The sequence below is a fragment of the Mycobacterium sp. genome, assembly GCF_032159775.1.
Taxonomy (GTDB): Bacteria; Actinomycetota; Actinomycetes; order Mycobacteriales; family Mycobacteriaceae; genus Mycobacterium.
Window position 1 is genome coordinate 1 of record NZ_JAVHWK010000051.1, and the last position, 15,152, is coordinate 15,152.

At 63.0% G+C, this 15,152-nt stretch carries 17 protein-coding genes and 1 pseudogene; 11 read left to right on the forward strand and 7 right to left on the reverse strand.

Annotated elements, in window-relative coordinates:
• The 3 genes and pseudogenes from QOJ24_RS05310 to QOJ24_RS05320 all read left to right on the forward strand — a co-directional run.
• A pseudogene (locus QOJ24_RS05310) lies at positions 1 to 1,023 on the forward strand (3-oxoacyl-ACP synthase); the annotation flags it as partial.
• Positions 1,024 to 1,066: 43 nt separating this feature from the next.
• Entirely contained in the window at positions 1,067 to 1,459 is a 393-nt protein-coding gene (acpS, locus tag QOJ24_RS05315) for a holo-ACP synthase AcpS (RefSeq protein WP_526259813.1), read from the forward strand.
• 101 nt (positions 1,460 to 1,560) lie between these two features.
• Positions 1,561 to 2,895, forward strand: coding sequence for a dipeptidase (locus tag QOJ24_RS05320; RefSeq protein ID WP_526259815.1), 1,335 nt, complete (start codon positions 1,561 to 1,563; stop codon positions 2,893 to 2,895).
• A gap of 1,122 nt (positions 2,896 to 4,017) precedes the next feature.
• Here QOJ24_RS05320 and QOJ24_RS05325 read toward each other — a convergent pair.
• The 3 genes from QOJ24_RS05325 to QOJ24_RS05335 form a co-directional block, all read right to left on the reverse strand.
• On the reverse strand, positions 4,018 to 4,329 hold the full coding sequence (locus QOJ24_RS05325) for a hypothetical protein (protein ID WP_526259816.1): 312 nt from the start codon (positions 4,327 to 4,329) through the stop codon (positions 4,018 to 4,020).
• 128 nt (positions 4,330 to 4,457) lie between these two features.
• On the reverse strand, positions 4,458 to 4,826 hold the full coding sequence (locus tag QOJ24_RS05330; protein ID WP_526259818.1) for a hypothetical protein: 369 nt from the start codon (positions 4,824 to 4,826) through the stop codon (positions 4,458 to 4,460).
• Entirely contained in the window at positions 4,826 to 5,104 is a 279-nt protein-coding gene (locus QOJ24_RS05335; protein ID WP_526259820.1) for a DUF732 domain-containing protein, read from the reverse strand. Before QOJ24_RS05335 ends, QOJ24_RS05330 begins: the two co-directional genes overlap by 1 nt.
• Positions 5,105 to 5,644: 540 nt before the next feature.
• Here QOJ24_RS05335 and QOJ24_RS05340 point away from each other — a divergent pair.
• Positions 5,645 to 6,196: a hypothetical protein gene (locus QOJ24_RS05340; protein WP_526259822.1), complete on the forward strand. Its 552-nt coding sequence runs from the start codon at positions 5,645 to 5,647 to the stop codon at positions 6,194 to 6,196.
• A gap of 285 nt (positions 6,197 to 6,481) precedes the next feature.
• Here QOJ24_RS05340 and QOJ24_RS05345 read toward each other — a convergent pair whose 3' ends face one another.
• The 3 genes from QOJ24_RS05345 to bcp form a co-directional block, all read right to left on the reverse strand.
• The gene (locus QOJ24_RS05345; RefSeq protein WP_526259824.1) at positions 6,482 to 6,751 is read right to left on the reverse strand and encodes a hypothetical protein; all 270 of its coding nucleotides are present in this window, start codon (positions 6,749 to 6,751) and stop codon (positions 6,482 to 6,484) included.
• Between the two features lie 83 nt (positions 6,752 to 6,834).
• Positions 6,835 to 7,161, reverse strand: coding sequence for a hypothetical protein (locus QOJ24_RS05350; protein WP_526259826.1), 327 nt, complete (start codon positions 7,159 to 7,161; stop codon positions 6,835 to 6,837).
• A gap of 188 nt (positions 7,162 to 7,349) precedes the next feature.
• The gene (bcp, locus tag QOJ24_RS05355) at positions 7,350 to 7,835 is read right to left on the reverse strand and encodes a thioredoxin-dependent thiol peroxidase (protein WP_526259828.1); all 486 of its coding nucleotides are present in this window, start codon (positions 7,833 to 7,835) and stop codon (positions 7,350 to 7,352) included.
• A gap of 121 nt (positions 7,836 to 7,956) precedes the next feature.
• On the opposite strand from bcp, the gene QOJ24_RS05360 reads away from it, so the two are divergent.
• The 4 genes from QOJ24_RS05360 to QOJ24_RS05375 all read left to right on the forward strand — a co-directional run bounded on the left by QOJ24_RS05360 (position 7,957) and on the right by QOJ24_RS05375 (position 13,028).
• A complete protein-coding gene (locus QOJ24_RS05360) occupies positions 7,957 to 8,181 on the forward strand; it encodes a DUF3618 domain-containing protein (RefSeq protein WP_526259830.1) in 225 nt (74 codons plus the stop codon).
• Between the two features lie 613 nt (positions 8,182 to 8,794).
• Positions 8,795 to 9,898, forward strand: a complete 1,104-nt coding sequence (locus tag QOJ24_RS05365; protein ID WP_526259832.1) for a hypothetical protein — start codon at positions 8,795 to 8,797, stop codon at positions 9,896 to 9,898.
• Between the two features lie 50 nt (positions 9,899 to 9,948).
• On the forward strand, positions 9,949 to 12,705 hold the full coding sequence (locus tag QOJ24_RS05370) for a helix-turn-helix transcriptional regulator (protein ID WP_526259834.1): 2,757 nt from the start codon (positions 9,949 to 9,951) through the stop codon (positions 12,703 to 12,705).
• 47 nt (positions 12,706 to 12,752) lie between these two features.
• Complete coding sequence (locus tag QOJ24_RS05375; protein WP_526259836.1) at positions 12,753 to 13,028, forward strand: hypothetical protein; 276 nt, start codon at positions 12,753 to 12,755, stop codon at positions 13,026 to 13,028.
• A gap of 121 nt (positions 13,029 to 13,149) precedes the next feature.
• Here the strand turns inward: QOJ24_RS05375 and QOJ24_RS05380 are convergent, their stop codons facing one another.
• Positions 13,150 to 13,818 (reverse strand): response regulator transcription factor, encoded by a 669-nt coding sequence (locus QOJ24_RS05380; protein ID WP_526259838.1) that lies wholly within the window; start codon positions 13,816 to 13,818, stop codon positions 13,150 to 13,152.
• Between the two features lie 134 nt (positions 13,819 to 13,952).
• Between QOJ24_RS05380 and QOJ24_RS05385 the strand changes: the two genes are divergently transcribed.
• The 3 genes from QOJ24_RS05385 to QOJ24_RS05395 all read left to right on the forward strand — a co-directional run.
• A complete protein-coding gene (locus QOJ24_RS05385) occupies positions 13,953 to 14,132 on the forward strand; it encodes a DUF6131 family protein (RefSeq protein ID WP_526259840.1) in 180 nt (59 codons plus the stop codon).
• A gap of 48 nt (positions 14,133 to 14,180) precedes the next feature.
• Positions 14,181 to 14,774, forward strand: a complete 594-nt coding sequence (locus QOJ24_RS05390) for a hypothetical protein (RefSeq protein WP_526259842.1) — start codon at positions 14,181 to 14,183, stop codon at positions 14,772 to 14,774.
• On the forward strand, positions 14,761 to 15,152 hold a 392-nt coding region (locus QOJ24_RS05395; protein ID WP_526259844.1), incomplete at its 3' end, for a hypothetical protein. The genes QOJ24_RS05390 and QOJ24_RS05395, both read left to right, overlap by 14 nt.

The window sequence follows — 15,152 nt, forward strand, 5'->3', positions numbered from 1 at the left end:
GTCGACAAGATCAAGCTGGGCAAGGCCGAGCTCGTGGTCGCAGGCGGCTTCGACGACCTGACGTTGGAGGCGATCATCGGATTCGGTGACATGGCGGCCACCGCCGACACCGAGATGATGCGCGCCAAGGGCATCAGCGATTCGAAGTTCTCCCGCGCCAACGACCGGCGCAGGCTTGGCTTCCTCGAGTCGCAGGGCGGCGGCACGATCCTGCTGGCCCGTGGCGACCTCGCGCTGCGGATGGGCCTGCCGGTGCTGGCCGTAGTCGGGTACGCGCAGTCGTTCGCCGACGGCGTGCACACCTCGATCCCAGCCCCCGGCCTCGGTGCTCTCAGCGCCGGCCGAGGTGGCAAGGAATCGCTGCTGTCGCGCTCGCTGGCCAAGCTGGGCGTCGGTGCCGACGACATCGCTGTGGTGTCCAAGCACGACACGTCGACGCTGGCCAACGATCCCAACGAGACCGAGCTGCACGAGCGGCTCGCAGACTCGATGGGCCGCTCCGACGGCGCACCGCTGTTCATCGTGTCGCAGAAGAGCCTGACCGGTCACGCCAAGGGCGGCGCTGCGGTGTTCCAGATGATCGGCATGTGCCAGATGCTGCGCGACGGGGTCATCCCGCCGAACCGCAGCCTGGACTGTGTGGACGACGAGCTCGCCGGCTCCGAGCACTTCGTGTGGGTACGCGAGACGCTGCGACTGGGCGAGAAGTTCCCGATGAAGGCGGGCCTGATCACCAGCCTGGGCTTCGGTCACGTCTCGGGCGTCATCGCGTTGGTGCATCCGCAGGCCTTCATCGCGGCGCTCGATCCCGAGCAGCGACAGGCGTATCAGGAGCAGGCGAGTGCGCGGATCTTCGCCGGGCAGCGAAGGCTCGCCTCGGCGATCGCCGGCGGCACACCCCTGTACGAGCGGCCGGCGAGCAACCGCCGGTTGAACGACGAGGCGCCGGAGAATCGCGAAGAGGCCGAGATGCTGCTCGATCCGGCGTCCAGGCTTGGCGAAAACGGCGTGTACACGCGGTGAGCGGTTGCGCGAAGAGCAGATAGCGGAAGCTAGTGTTCCTCGGATGAGCATCGTTGGCGTCGGCATCGACCTGGTCTCGATCCCTGAGTTCGCGGAGCAGGTCGACCAGCCGGGAACGGTGTTCGCGGAGACGTTCACGCCCGGTGAGCGCCGCGACGCCGCGGACAAGAGTTCGTCGGCGGCGCGGCACCTGGCGGCCCGGTGGGCGGCCAAGGAGGCGGTGATCAAGGCGTGGTCGGTCTCGCGGTTCTCGAAGCGGCCGGTATTGCCGGAGGGCATTCACCGCGACATCGAGGTGGTGACCGATATGTGGGGTCGGCCGCGGGTTCGGCTGACCGGTGCGATCGCCGAGCACTTGGAGAAGGTGACGATCCATCTGTCACTGACGCACGAGGGGGACACCGCCGCCGCGGTCGCCATACTTGAGGAGCGCTAGGACTTGCACCGCGAGCGTGCGTGTTAGCACACGACACGCCGCAGCTTCTTGTGCAACTGCGCACGCTCGCGGTGGGTGAGTGACCCGTTAGTGTCGTCAGCATGAACGATCTGGTGGAGAGGGTGCGTGACGTCCTGCCCTCGGTGCGGCGCGACCTGGAGGACCTGGTGCGCATCGAGTCGGTGGGCGCCGACCCGGCGCGCAAGCATGAGGTCGAACGCAGCGCCGATGCGGTGGCAAAGCTGTTGACGCAGGCGGGGTTCGGCGACGTCCAGATCGTCAGCGAGGGCGGCGCGCCCGCCGTCATCGCACGACACCCGGCGCCTGACGGCGCGCCGACGGTGCTGCTGTATGCCCATCACGACGTCCAACCCGAGGGAGATGCAGGCCAGTGGGTTTCACCGCCCTTCGAGCCGACCGAACGCGACGGGCGTCTGTACGGGCGCGGTAGCGCCGACGACAAGGCGGGCATCGCAACGCATTTGGCCGCGTTCCGCGCACACGGTGGCCGGCCGCCGGTGGGTGTGACGGTATTCGTCGAGGGCGAGGAGGAATCGGGCTCACCGTCGCTTGGCCGGCTGCTGGCGGCGCATAAGGACACACTGGCCGCAGACGTCATCGTCATCGCCGACTCGGACAACTGGAGTACCGAAATCCCCGCGTTGACCGTGTCGTTGCGTGGGCTGGCCGACTGCGTCGTCGAGATTGCCACGCTCGACCACGGCCTGCACTCGGGTCTGTGGGGCGGCGTGGTGCCCGACGCGTTGAGTGCGCTGGTTCGCCTGTTGGCCTCGCTGCACGACGACGACGGCAATGTCGCGGTCGAGGGTCTGCACGAGGCGACTGCAGCCGATGTGGACTATCCGGCAGATCGGGTGAAGGAAGAGTCCGGGATGCTCGACGGTGTCGTCGAGATCGGGTCGGGATCAGTGCCGCAACGGCTTTGGGCCAAACCGGCGATAACTGTCATCGGCATCGACACCACGCCGATCGCGTCGTCGTCGAACACGCTGATACCGCGGGCAAGCGCGAAGGTCAGCATGCGAGTGGCGCCAGGCGGCGACGCACGGGCCCACTTGGACGCATTGACCCGTCACCTGGAAAAGCACGCGCCGTGGGGAGCGCGGGTCACCGTCACACCCGGCGACGTCGGCCAGCCGTACGTGATCGACGCAACCGGACCGGTCTACGACGCCGCCCGAACGGCCTTCCGGCAGGCATGGGGGAGTGAGCCGGTCGATATGGGAATGGGTGGCTCGATCCCGTTCATCGCCGAGTTCGCCGAAGCTTTCCCGTCGGCGAAAATCCTGGTGACCGGCGTGGAAGACCCTGGCACACAAGCTCATAGCATCAACGAAAGCCTGCACCTCGGAGTGCTCGAACGCGCCGCGACGGCCGAGGCACTGCTGCTGGCGAACCTGGCGTCAGACCGCTAGATCGCGCCCGCAGAGCCGCGTCCACCTCCGCGGCCGTCTTCCTGCCCGATTCGATCGCTCGGCTGACCGTCCGGCAACGAGCCCGTGACGATAGATGGTAAGTGGGTCGGTGGGCCTGGCGCAGGTCTCTTGCGAGGGCGGGGTTACCGGAGATTGAGTGGCGATGCTTCGAGCACTCTTTTTCGCAGTAGCGATCACCACCGGGCTGCTGTTGTTTTCAACCGCGCATTCCAACGCGACCCCGTCGAACGGCTCTCTGCTGGCACCAGGCGACGTCGCTCCCGGCAATTATTGGGCAACGCCGACCGACTCCATCGGCGGCTATGTCGAAGTGTGTGCCGACTATCAATGCGACATCGGATCAGGACTGATCGAGAACTACAGCGTCGACGGGCGAACTATGGTCGTCGTCCCGTACAGCGCGAGGCATGGTCAATGTCGATCGCGCATCGCTGACGCCGGTAAACGCTTCAGGGTCTGGTACCGATTGGTCCGCCTCTGGACCCGCAGCCGGCGCTGCAGTAAGCCTTCCTCCTGGGGCGCAGACATGTCCCGGCGGACACACAGCCGTCGGAACGTCAGTAACCTCGTGTGCCTTCGCCAACCAGGTAGCACTTGCATACTCCGCCAGCGGGTCTCGTAGCTCTACACCGCGACAGGTCGAGGCGGCAAGTCCTGTTACGGGTCAGTCCTATTCCCTGACGTGTGCCGCGTTCCCTGACGTGTGCCGCGAATGGGTCATTGGTGACATGCTCTGGTGGCGACGACGCAATCATCTACGTGTATTAACCACCAGTCGATAGACCAGTTGGGCGGGACCGCCCGCGTCTGCTTCGGGTTCGCGAACCCCGCAGGCGTGGTCGCTGTAAGACAGCGCGGTAAGGCTTGTCGCGGAAGGCACCAGCTCCGCTGTCGTATAACGCGATGAGTAGCCCCAACGGGATGGCACTACAGCCACCCTGCGGGGCGTCACCGTTGGGCTGCTACCGCCGGTTCAGCTCGGGCAGCGGGACGAATTTTGATTGTGGGTGGCTGTCCCGAGATTCATCGTTCGACTACGACGCGGTGAAATAGCACAGCTAGGGCTGGGAGCAGCGGTTAAGTCGCACCCCTGGTTGGCCGCTAGGCCGGGTTGAGGGTGGCGGTCTTGCCGGATCGGTTGGTGAAATTGAGATTATCGACCGTCCAAATGCCATTGTCCGCCTGCCAGCGATCACCCACGAGGCGGAACTCGATCCGTCCTGCTGTTTCGGTCATCGACCAGCAGGACGGGCCGCAGTCCTGAGCGACAGTCTCCAGTGAACTGCCCTTGCTGGTGACGAACGTGTACGTCCCCGGTGCGGGGGCCGGTGCCGGATCGGCAGAAGCCAACGGGGCCAATGCCAACCCGGCGATGGAGAAGGCCCCCAGAGCGATTGCAATCTTCTTCTTCATGGTTTCTCGTTCTCTCTCAACCTAATTGGCCGTATGGGAAATTTCGGATACAAGCAGGGCTGGGGGGTTCTGCTCGGCGGTTACCGCTATCGGGCGTACCTGTCCGGGCCTCCCCGTGTCCTGTCGCGTCAACCGGCCTTGGTCAACGAGAAGGGGTTGCTGCCAGCAGATCCACCGAGAGTATCGTCGTTGATCGTCAACGTCCTTCCGTAAGACAGAGCGGTCCAAATATTTCCTTGTAGGTGATAGTCCACAGGCTCATATGGCCCAACTATTTGGATGTGTTTACAGCCGTCGCCACAAGAATTGACAACCATATTTTGCGATGGCGATGGATCGCCTATATACGTGATCTGGTAGGTGCCGTCAGTTAGTTCGGCGGACGCCGGGCCGGCCAAGCCGATCGCGGCGCCGACAACGGCTGCCCCGGCGATTACGCCGCGTGTAATGGTGTGCATCAGTTTTTCCTTCGCTGTTGTTATCGCCTGGTCGAGCACTACGGGCAGAGGTTGCGCTGCGACACGTCGAAGAACGTGTTGGCCTTCACCGGGTCGCTGACTATCGCCAGAATGTCGCCCACGATCTGGTCCCGAGACTGCCCCCCGGCGAGCCGGTTGCACACCTTATGGGCATTGCTGATCGCTTCCGGGGGGTAGTTATACCCGGCGTCAGCGAGCTGCTGGATCACGGCGTCCTCCTGGGGCGTCGCGTTGGCGACCCCCGCGCTGGCGAGCAGCGCGCCGCCCGCCAGCAGTCCGATGATGAGTGTCTTCATGCTTCCTCCGTTCCGGCCACCCCGTTGGCGACCATTGCGTTTGCCGGTGTGCATCAGTGCCCCAGCAACCCCGATGCGTGCCTTGTTCGTTTCCTGTATAGCGCGATGCTCGCCGCTCATTGCCCTTTGCTTCTTCCCCTGTGCCTACGCCGCTGCGTCAAGCCCCCCGTAAGGAAGGCTAGCTGGTCGAGCCCGAATCCACGATCCAAAACGGTTTGGGACCTTGTAGTAGTTGCAAACTCAACGAGTTCGCTGGCCGTATTTACTTCACCGTTACGAATCTGTGCATTTCACGGCCGCCGCTGGCTGCTAGCACACGCAGCTCGTCCACAGTGAATTGAATCTAAGACGATTCCGGCAGCAGCGACCCCAGGGGGATGACCCCTCGCCCCGCCCGATGACCGGCGGGTAATGCGCCTGAGAGGTTGCGTACGGGTTTAGGGCTTTAGGGTCGCATTCCGATGAGGCGGTTTGCTGCGAAGACTAGGAGCGGTCGGTCCGGGCTTCAACTTGTCTACGCTAAAAGTTAGCTTAAAAATTGTGAATGTCGAGTTGACGACGCAGCAGAAGTCGAGATTTCGGCGGGCGTACCGGGAGACGCTCGTCGCCGAGAGCCACAGCGACGCGATCAAGGCGATGTACGCGAGGTTCTCGGAACTCTATGGAGTCTCTCTTGATGCCCTTCAGGCCCTTGTAACGGCGGAGTGGAAGAGAGACCCCCAGCAATACAACCGGTTGCAGAGTCAACTTGCTGCACGGCGAGCCGCTGCTCAGGGGGAAGAAAAGCTCCGTCGGCCGGCATCCGCGTTAAGCAGTCCGGAAACCAAAGCCGAGAAATCGAAGAAGAACAAAACCTCGAAATCGAAGAACAAGCAGAAACAGCCGAAATCCAAGAGAGGAAGGCCCCAGGCTAGCGGCCGGAAGTGGATCTGTCCGGTGTGCCGGCGATCCGTTGCGGTCGCTGACAACGGATGCATTAAAGGCCACACGGAGTTCGCGTTTGGTGTCAAGGCTCCGGTCGGAAGGTCACTGCCCCGATTAAGTCGAGCGGCAGAGGGTCAGTTGGCTATGGTTCGAGTATCCGCACTGTGAGTGGTGGCTTGCCGGGCCTGGGAAGAAGGCACTAACGCCCTCTGGACTTCGCTCGTTGCGGTAGGATCGATCGCGGGGGTGGGCAATGTCCCGTATTTGGACTCACCGCTAAGGGGTGTGATCCATCCACTCGCGGTAGTGGTTCCTCAACCACACCTGGTCTTCTTTCCAGTCGGCCATAGCCGCCGACACGTCTAACTTCGTCTTTCTTCCCGCATTTGCCGCTAGCCCTCTAGAACGCGGTCCATCTTGTCGAACCGGGCTTGGCTGCATCGGCCACCCCACTCAGCGGTGTAGTCGCTTGCCTCTCCTGAAGGGGAGACGAGCTGGACTCTGAAAGTTTCTTCGCAGAATCTCGCGCCGCTCGTTTGGGAATAGCCCCTTCTTTCCGACGTGATAGCCCATGTCCCTGAGGATGCCGTGAGCAGGCAGCAGACTTCCGTCACCAGCGATGAGGAGCGTCTCGACTGGCTCTGCGTCACGGTCGCGGAAGACCGCTATCGCCTTCTCAAGGTAGTTGGCTATAGCTTCCGCGGTGGTTTCGATGAACGACATGATGATTGATTACCCGCTGTCGGCGATGGACTTTGAATCGTCTGTGTCGTCGGTACCTTCGTCGTTCACTGCGCCGTGGCATCTTAGTTATTGAAGATCTGACCGATCTCGTTGCGCTTGTCGTTCAACTGTTTCTCCATGTAAAAGGCATTGAAGAGAGCAAACACGAGAAGCAGTGCGGCTACGACTCGGACCCATTTATCCGCGCCCATAAAGAAGGAGACAGCTGTGCCAGCCGCCACAAAGCCAACTCCGGTCCAGATTGGACCTGAGCCGGTTAGCAAGCTGACTGATTGCAACGACATCACAACCCCGATGATGACGAGCACGCAGACGCCGATAGCAACTGCGGCCTTCTTGCCGCTGCCGCTGCTGTTGTCGGCGGTGGCGGATGCGGGGGATGAACTCACTTCAACCGGAGGCCCGGTCTACGGCCCACCGACCCACGCCGTGCCGTTCCAGTAAATCTGTCGACTGGCGTCCAATGGATCTGGATACCAACCCGCTGGTGTCGTCGTCTTTTTAGACCCCCTCTCCCTCGGCACGCTGCAAAACGCTAGCCCATTGGAAGTGCTCGGTTGAGCCGTTCCCACGACCCCTAGGCCGCGCCGTGATCTTCGATGTACTTCCGGATCTTTGTTGACGTGTGTGCAGCCTTGACGTTGTACTGGGCGACCTCGATCTTGCCCTTTTCGTCGATGACGAACGTGGAGCGGATGACGCCCTGCACCGTCTTGCCGTACATCATCTTCTTGCCATAGGCACCCCAGGCGGTCAGCACCGTGCGGTCGGGATCGGACAGCAGCGCAAAGGTGAGCTTCTCGTCGTCGCGGAACTTGGCGAGCTTCTCCGGCTTGTCGGGGGAGATGCCGACGACGTCGAGCCCGGCGTCGTTCAGTTCGCCGAGGTTGTCGCGAAAGTCGCACGCCTCCTTGGTGCATCCCGGTGTCGATGCCGCCGGATAGAAGTAGACGATGACCTTGCGCCCGCGGTAGTCGGCCAGGGACACCTTCTTACCGTCGGCGTCGGGCAGGCTGAATGCGGGGGCTTTGTCGCCCACCTTTAAACGTGGGGTCTGTGCCACCAGTGATCCCTTTCTTCTCCACCGGTGCGTCAGGGTTGGCGCCGGCTGATCTAGGGTAGTGCGGCAAGGCAGCGTGGACGCGAGCAGCGCACGAGCTCCGTGCGGACGATGGAGGACGACAGTGGCGGATCGAGATCCCGAAACCATCCGGCAGGACATCGATGCGGCGCGCGACCAATTGGCCCTTACCGTCGATAATCTCGCCGAGCGTGCCAATCCGCGCAGAATCGCCGACGACGTGAAGTCGGGCGTGCTGCGCTTCGTCAAGAAACCGCCGGTCGCGATCTCGCTTGCTGGAGTCGGCGCCGTGCTCGTGGTGCTGTTTGTTCGCAAGCTCAGGCGTTGATCAGCCTGCTCTCAGCGGCTACGCCGATCGCGTAGCCAGTCACCGAAGGAAAAGCCGGGCGGGTTGGCGCTGCGGCCGAGACGGCTGCAGTTCCGGACGGCGGCTGGCTCTGGCGAGTCCGCTACCTGCACAGCAACACCGTTTGAGGCAGGGTGGGCCGACCCATCTGACGACCGCGTCGGATCGAACGCTAACATCAGCTAAGCCTCTCTTCCTCACCTCGAGCTGCACGCCGCTGCACCTGCAACAACCTTCAGCTAACAGCAGCCTAACACAGCCGTCTGCCTTTATGCAGCGTGCAACGGTGCATTAGCAATCCCCGGAACACTCCGTTACCTGATCGTGTTTCGCGATATGGATAGCTTAGCTTGCCATCGGTGGTGCACAGCACATATTGACGGTCGGGTGTGATTTTCCTGCGATATCGCTGGCAGACGGAAACCTGGCAACCATCGGTCAATGGCAGGGTCCGGAGCGGAGACGTTGTCGCGGTTGTTAGCGCAGGTAAAGCCCCGCCGGGCATGCGGTGTGCGGATTATTCATTTCAAAGTTTGCCAGGCTATTGCGAGGTACCTTTTGAGTGCTGCGTTGCAACGCTCGAGAGGTATCCGCCATGCGGAAGGCACTCCATCCCTATGTGATGGCCGCGGTGGCCGTTGTGGGAGCCAGTGCCCTTGCCATCACCCCCGTTATCGCTACGCCGCCCGATATCAAGATCGTCAATCCGGAAGTCCGGCCCACCGCGAGCCCGTTCGACGTCTACCGGGACGCCGTCGAACACGTCCTGGCGAATCTGGAGGCCCTGCTGGGTGCGGCCCTGGCTGGACCGGAGCTGACCGGTTTGGATCTCGAACTCGTGCTCGACGGTGTCATCGGGGATCCGACCGTCGACTTCACAAGCCTCCGAGATGCGCTCTCGCGCAACGTCGACGACCTGCCGGCCCTGCTAGAAAGCACGCGGAGCAGGGTGTCTGACGCCTTGCAGGCGGCGCAAGTCGACTTTGCGGCGGGCCGCCTCGATTTGGCGGTGGGTCAACTGCTCAGTGCGAGCCTGGACGCGGTGGTTCACGTGGTCAACCTCGCGACGACCACTGTGCGCCCGCTGCTGGGTGGACTGAAAGAACCGGTCACCCGGCTTCAGTCCGACCTGACCGTCGCACTGCTCGGTCCGGTGGTGAATGGAGTGGGCGCAACCGCCCAGGCCATCCAGGGCGTCATCGCCGCACTGCAATCCGGCGAACCCGACCGCGTGCTGAACGCCGTCGTCGTCGCACCGGCTCTGATCACGGATCGCGTGCTCAACAGGGGATACGACACCGTTCCGGCGTCCGACACATTGACGACCGTCCCGGCGAGTGCGGAGTCTGAGCGAGTGGTCACGCTGAACGTCGCAACCAATCATTCGGTCGGTCAGGAACGGCGGCGTGGCGAAGATCAAAGAGATGCTCAGGATGCCGAGAAGGGCACCAATAAGGACGTGGTGGCGACCGATGGTTCGATCGAGGCGCCCTACGACAGCGGGCCACGCGCCAGGCCATTCGAGTCGAACTTCACCGGCCGAACCGCTGGACGGGCCGGCATGAGCACACTGCGTGACGGCATCCGCGGCGGCATCGAGGCGGTCCGTGACGGAGTTCGCAATGTGGTCAAGACGGCCTCGGGGCGTGCCGACACGCACGACGACGGCACAACCGGCAGCGTGGCCGAATCTCCTTGATCGGTAGCTGAGGCATAGACCGGCGGGTTGCCACCTGTCAGCATGAATCGATGTCCGCGCGGGTGGTCAGCCGTGAGCCGCAAGCGGCCGAGATCGCCGCCTTCTTGACCTCGGTTGTTGCTGCCCCCTGCGCTCTTGTCATCGAAGGCGAGCCCGGCATCGGCAAGACCACCCTGTGGCTGGAGACGATCGACCGGGCCGAGGCCGACGGCTTCCGAGTGATGGCCGCGCGGACGGTCGATGCGGAGTCGGTGCTCGCCTACACGTCCTTGGCCGACATGTTGGACGGCATCGACACCGCGGTTCTCGCGGAGTTACCTGAACCGCAACGTCGTGCGCTCGACCGCGTTCTGCTGCGCGGCGACGCCGCGGATTCCCCAGCCGACCAGCGTGCGGTTGCCGCGGGCTTCTTGTCCGTCGTGATGATTCTCGCGGAGAGGACGCCGGTCCTCGTGGCGGTCGACGACCTGCAATGGCTGGACTCCTCGAGCCGTCTCGTCATCGCGTTCATGGCACGCCGACTTGCCGGACGGATCGGCGTGCTCGCCACAGTGCGTACCGGCGACAACGACAGCGCGGGCCTCTGGTTACAGCTTCCACGCCCCGATTCGGTGCGGCGGATCACCGTGCCGCCGATGAGTGTCGGCGCGCTGCACGCGGTTATCTCGGACCGACTGGAGCGTTCGTTTTCCAGGCCGACGATGTTGCGCATCGAAGAGGCCTCCCGCGGTAATCCGTTCTATGCCCTGGAACTTGCCAGGACGATGAGCGGCCGCGAGACCAACACCGACTTGTCCCTGCCCGACAGTCTTCGGGACTTGATCCGCGCGAAAATCAGCGGCCGGGACGCTGATTTCGATGACGCCCTGCTGGCCGTTGCGTGCCTGGCAACGCCGACGATGAGCCTCGTCGCCCGTGCGCTCGGCGTAGGTGTCGATGATGTCGCCGCGCAGATCGAGGACGCGGAGAGCCGGGGGATTGTCGACATCAATGGTGAGAAGCTCCGGTTCAGTCACCCGATCTTCGCTCGGGGGGTGTACAACGAGGCGGCTGAGGAGCGGCGTGTGCAGATGCACCGCCGACTGGCCGACGTCGTCGCCGAACCGGAGTTGCGGGCCAGGCATATGGCTTTCGGAGCACCGCCCGGAGATCGGGCAACTCTCGAGGCGCTCGATACTGCCGCAGAGTCGGCACGGCGCCGAGGTGCGCCGGCCGCCGCGGCAGAATTGCTCGATCTCGCTATCGGGCTTGGCGGCGGTACGCCGCAACGGGTCATCGCTGCGGCAGCACACCACTTCAATGCCGGTGAGTCCGGCCGTGCCCGTGCACTTCTCGAAGAGGTGATCCCGCAACTCGCGCCGGGTGTGGTCCTGGCCGAGGCGAAGAGTTGGCTCGGCTACGTGCGGCTGCTCGACGACAGCTTTCCCGAAGCGGCCGACCTTCTCGAAGGAGCGATCGCCGAGGCGGCCGACGATCCCGCAGTCCAAGTTCCGATGCTGGTCACTTTGTCGTTCGCGCAGCTGAACATGGGCAGGCTTGATGACGCGATCCGCCGCGTCAGAGAGGCGGTCGACAAAGCCGGGACGACCGACAGGCCAGACCTGCTGAGTCAGGCGCTTGCGATGCGCGCAAGCATCGACTTTCTGCGTGGCGAAGGCGTCGACGAAGCCGCGATGCAGAAGGCGCTCGCGCTTGAAGATCATGAAACGAACATTCCGTTCGCACTGCGGCCAAGGGTGCACAACGCGCTGATGCGATCGTGCTCAGGCGAGCTGGATTGGGGTCACGAGGAGCTGACGTCTCTTCGACGGCATTGCATCGAAGGCGGCCAGGACGGCGAATTGATGCTCGTCGCGTTTCACACCATTTTGGTCGAGGTTTGGCGTGGGCGCTTCGCGGCGGCTTCGCTGATTGCCGAGGACACGATGCAGCTCGCGGAGCAGGTGGGTGGTGACCTTCCGCTTTCTGTCGCGCTGACGTGCCGGGCCTTGCTCGCCGCCTATATGGGTCGCGTCGGCGAGGCGAGAGCCGCGGTGGAGGATGCGCGCGCAGCCAACCACCGCTGCGGGTCAGAGAGGTTGGGCGAGTGGCCGGCCACAGCGCTCGGATTTCTCGAGGTTTCGCTGGGGAATTACAGCGACGCACTGGAGGCGCTGCAACCCCTGCTGGTGCGAGTCGAAATGATGCCGAGGGCGACGGAGATCATCGCCGCGTCCTACATCCCGGACGCTTTCGAGGCGATGGTGGAACTGGATCGGCTCGAAAGCGCCGAGCAGCTGGTGACAACGCTCGAACGGAACGGATCGCGGCTGCGGCGCGACTGGATGACGGCGGTCGGTGGCCGCGGCCGCGGCATGCTGCTGGCCGCCCGTGGCGAGGTTTCTGCGGCCGTCGATGCCGTCGGGCAGGCGATGACGGTTCACAACAGAATGACAATGCCGTTCGAACGGGCACGTACGCAGCTCCTCCTTGGACAGCTCCAGCGCCGTCAGCGGATGAAGAGCCTGTCGGCGGTGAGTTTCCAGGAGGCATTGACGGCGTTCGACCAGCTGGGCACGCCACTATGGGCGGACCGCGCACGTACCGAACTCGGCCGCGTCAGCGTAGGCGAGCGTCATAAGATTCTCAGCGCGTCCGAACGGCAGGTGGCTGAGCTCGCTACGTCAGGAATGACCAACCGCAACATCGCCGCCGCCATGTACATCAGTCCGAAGACAGTTGAATCGAACCTGGCCCGCATTTACGGAAAGCTCGGTATTCATTCGCGCGCAGAACTCGGCCGACACATCGGCGAGCTAGATATGTAGGGAAACACCCGATTCCTCGGCGGACATATCCGGTTAGCGTTGACGCAATGACAGTCCCGGTGCCCTGCTATCTCGTCGAGTGGTATCACTCCGCCGTCACGGAGGAACCACTCGATGACACCGTCGCGCGGCTGAAGGACTCCGCGGTGTTGATGTCGGCGCAGGGGTCACCGGTCCGGCTGCTCAACCTGCTCGCCGTTCCCACCGACGAGGTGCTCTTCGCCGTCTTCACCGCAGACTCCGCAACCGCCGTGGCCGAGACGTGTGACCAGGCCGGGATCCCGGCTCAGCGTGTCAGTACCGCGACAGAGCTGGACCTTTAGCGCGGTGCAGCACTAGCGCCGGAATTGAGCCCAGGGCTGTTGTGCAATTCGCGCAACAACCCTACGTGCAATCTTCATTCGGTATCCGCCGTGGGCCGTCGGCCTAGCGTTGTTTGCTCTGCTAGGGTCCGCCCTTCCAGTGTTCGATGCGGTTATGGTCCGGGGTGAAGCCATGAGCGACGCCCCAGAGCACAGCTTGAGTTCGGCTGCCGACGTCAATCTTGCGGTAGATCGTCCGAATGTAGGACTTCACCGTGTTGGGGCTCAGGTACGTCAGTCTTGCCACATCGGCGTTGCTCTTACCCTGCGTGATGAGAGCTAGGATCTCGGACTCGCGGTCACTGAGTCCCTCGCCGCGACCGGGCCAGTCAAGTCCGACGGCGCTTCGTGCGCGTGGTGGAGCGTCACTGATGATCACCTCGCCGGCATGGACCGCCTCCAGGGCGGCGACCAAGTCACGGGCCGGCAACGTCTTCGAAAGGTAGCCGTGGGCTCCGTGCTGCCTGGCGCTGGCGACGAGATCCGGATGAAAGTTCCAGGTGTACACCACGACTCGACGTGCGCTTGGATTGGCAACCAACTCGCCGATCTCATGGTGATCCGATTCGGGCTGGGCGAATGAGTCGTACAAGACGATGTCGACGGGGTCATCGACGGGCATGGTGGCGTCGATCTCGGCGACGACTATGCGGTCGTTGTATTTGTCGAACATTTTGGCGATGCCCATCAGCACGACGTCATAGTCGTCGACGAGCGCTACGGTGATCGGCTTGCCGGCGGCTGAGGGCATGCCCGAAAGATTACCGCCCTAGGGGTGTATTGCCACCCCCCTAAAGGGTCTTTTATTGGTCGCAGAGTCGATTATCTCGACCGGTCACCTTTTTCGACGCGCTGCATCCAGCGCCACATCAGAAAGGCTCTCTTATGATCTTCCTCGGCATCATCCTCGTCATCCTCGGGCTCGTCTTGCCCAGCCTCATACCGACTTTCGCCTTCGCGCACGTCCTCTTGGTCATTGGGGTCATCCTGCTCGTTGTCGGCGTCATTCTGGCGGTGCTGGGATCGCGCGGCCGCGCGGTCGGCGGCCGTCGCCACTATTACTGACCTCATCGAATTCCCCCACGTATAAGCCCTGATTGAAAGGAGTATGAAATGCCGATATGGGCATGGTTTTTCATTGCAGCCCTCGTCTTGATCGCCATTGCAGGGCTGATCGTCGCAGCTTCGGCGGGCCGTCGTAAGCGGACCGACAGCCTGAAACAGCAGTTCGGTCCCGAGTACGAGCGAACCGTCGCCGATGTCGGCGAACAGCAGGCGGCGGAAAAGGAGTTGGTCGCCCGTAAGCGCGAGCGAGACAAGCTCGACATTCGCCCGTTGACGCGCGATGCGTTGCAGGCGTACAGCCAGCGCTGGCGCCACGTTCAGACTGCATTCGTCGACAACCCCTCGAGTGCATTGGACGACGCGGACCGACTTCTCATGGAGGTGATGCGTGAGCGCGGCTACCCGGTTGATGATTTCGATCAGCGTGCAGCCGACATCTCGGTCGATCATCCGACGGTTGTTGAGAACTATCGAGCCGCTCACGCCATTCATCTCTCGAATGAAACCGGGGATGCAGGCACCGAAAAGCAGCGCCAGGCGTTCGTTCACTACCGCGCGCTGTTCGACAAGCTTCTCGAGGATAACGACCACAGGCCACAGGCCACAGATACAAACAGGAGGCAGGCGCATGACCACGCATGATTATCAAGGTGAAACGAATCCGTCGCTCGCACAGGTCGATTCCGCATCGGAGACCGACCCCGGTTGGCAGCACCAAGCTGACGAGTTCGCGGCTGATCGGGGCGAACGCACCAGTACCTACCGAATAGTTCCTGAAGCCGACTCACCGGACTCAGCCGCCGCGCGCCCGGAGGGCACGGATAATAATCAGGACGGTGATGCCCAATCATCAACCGACACCTCACTGTTCGGCGATGAGGAGCGTGACGGGCTGCGTATGCGTTGGGATGACGTTCAGGCCGGCTTTGTCGACGACCCGAGAGATTGCGTCCAGAAAGCAGATGGGCTGGTCTCGGATGTCGTCCGACAACTCATCAGTGGCTTCACAGAGGCGCGTTC

What these genes read in the sequence shown, in the direction of transcription:
- acpS (WP_526259813.1), top strand. Translation starts at nt 1,067, where the DNA reads ATGAGCATCGTTGGCGTCGGCATCGACCTGGTCTCGATCCCTGAGTTC.
- QOJ24_RS05320 (WP_526259815.1), top strand. Translation starts at nt 1,561, where the DNA reads ATGAACGATCTGGTGGAGAGGGTGCGTGACGTCCTGCCCTCGGTGCGG.
- QOJ24_RS05325 (WP_526259816.1), bottom strand. Translation starts at nt 4,329, where the DNA reads ATGAAGAAGAAGATTGCAATCGCTCTGGGGGCCTTCTCCATCGCCGGG.
- QOJ24_RS05335 (WP_526259820.1), bottom strand. Translation starts at nt 5,104, where the DNA reads ATGAAGACACTCATCATCGGACTGCTGGCGGGCGGCGCGCTGCTCGCC.
- QOJ24_RS05345 (WP_526259824.1), bottom strand. Translation starts at nt 6,751, where the DNA reads ATGTCGTTCATCGAAACCACCGCGGAAGCTATAGCCAACTACCTTGAG.
- QOJ24_RS05365 (WP_526259832.1), top strand. Translation starts at nt 8,795, where the DNA reads ATGCGGAAGGCACTCCATCCCTATGTGATGGCCGCGGTGGCCGTTGTG.
- QOJ24_RS05370 (WP_526259834.1), top strand. Translation starts at nt 9,949, where the DNA reads ATGTCCGCGCGGGTGGTCAGCCGTGAGCCGCAAGCGGCCGAGATCGCC.
- QOJ24_RS05375 (WP_526259836.1), top strand. Translation starts at nt 12,753, where the DNA reads ATGACAGTCCCGGTGCCCTGCTATCTCGTCGAGTGGTATCACTCCGCC.
- QOJ24_RS05380 (WP_526259838.1), bottom strand. Translation starts at nt 13,818, where the DNA reads ATGCCCTCAGCCGCCGGCAAGCCGATCACCGTAGCGCTCGTCGACGAC.
- QOJ24_RS05385 (WP_526259840.1), top strand. Translation starts at nt 13,953, where the DNA reads ATGATCTTCCTCGGCATCATCCTCGTCATCCTCGGGCTCGTCTTGCCC.
- QOJ24_RS05390 (WP_526259842.1), top strand. Translation starts at nt 14,181, where the DNA reads ATGCCGATATGGGCATGGTTTTTCATTGCAGCCCTCGTCTTGATCGCC.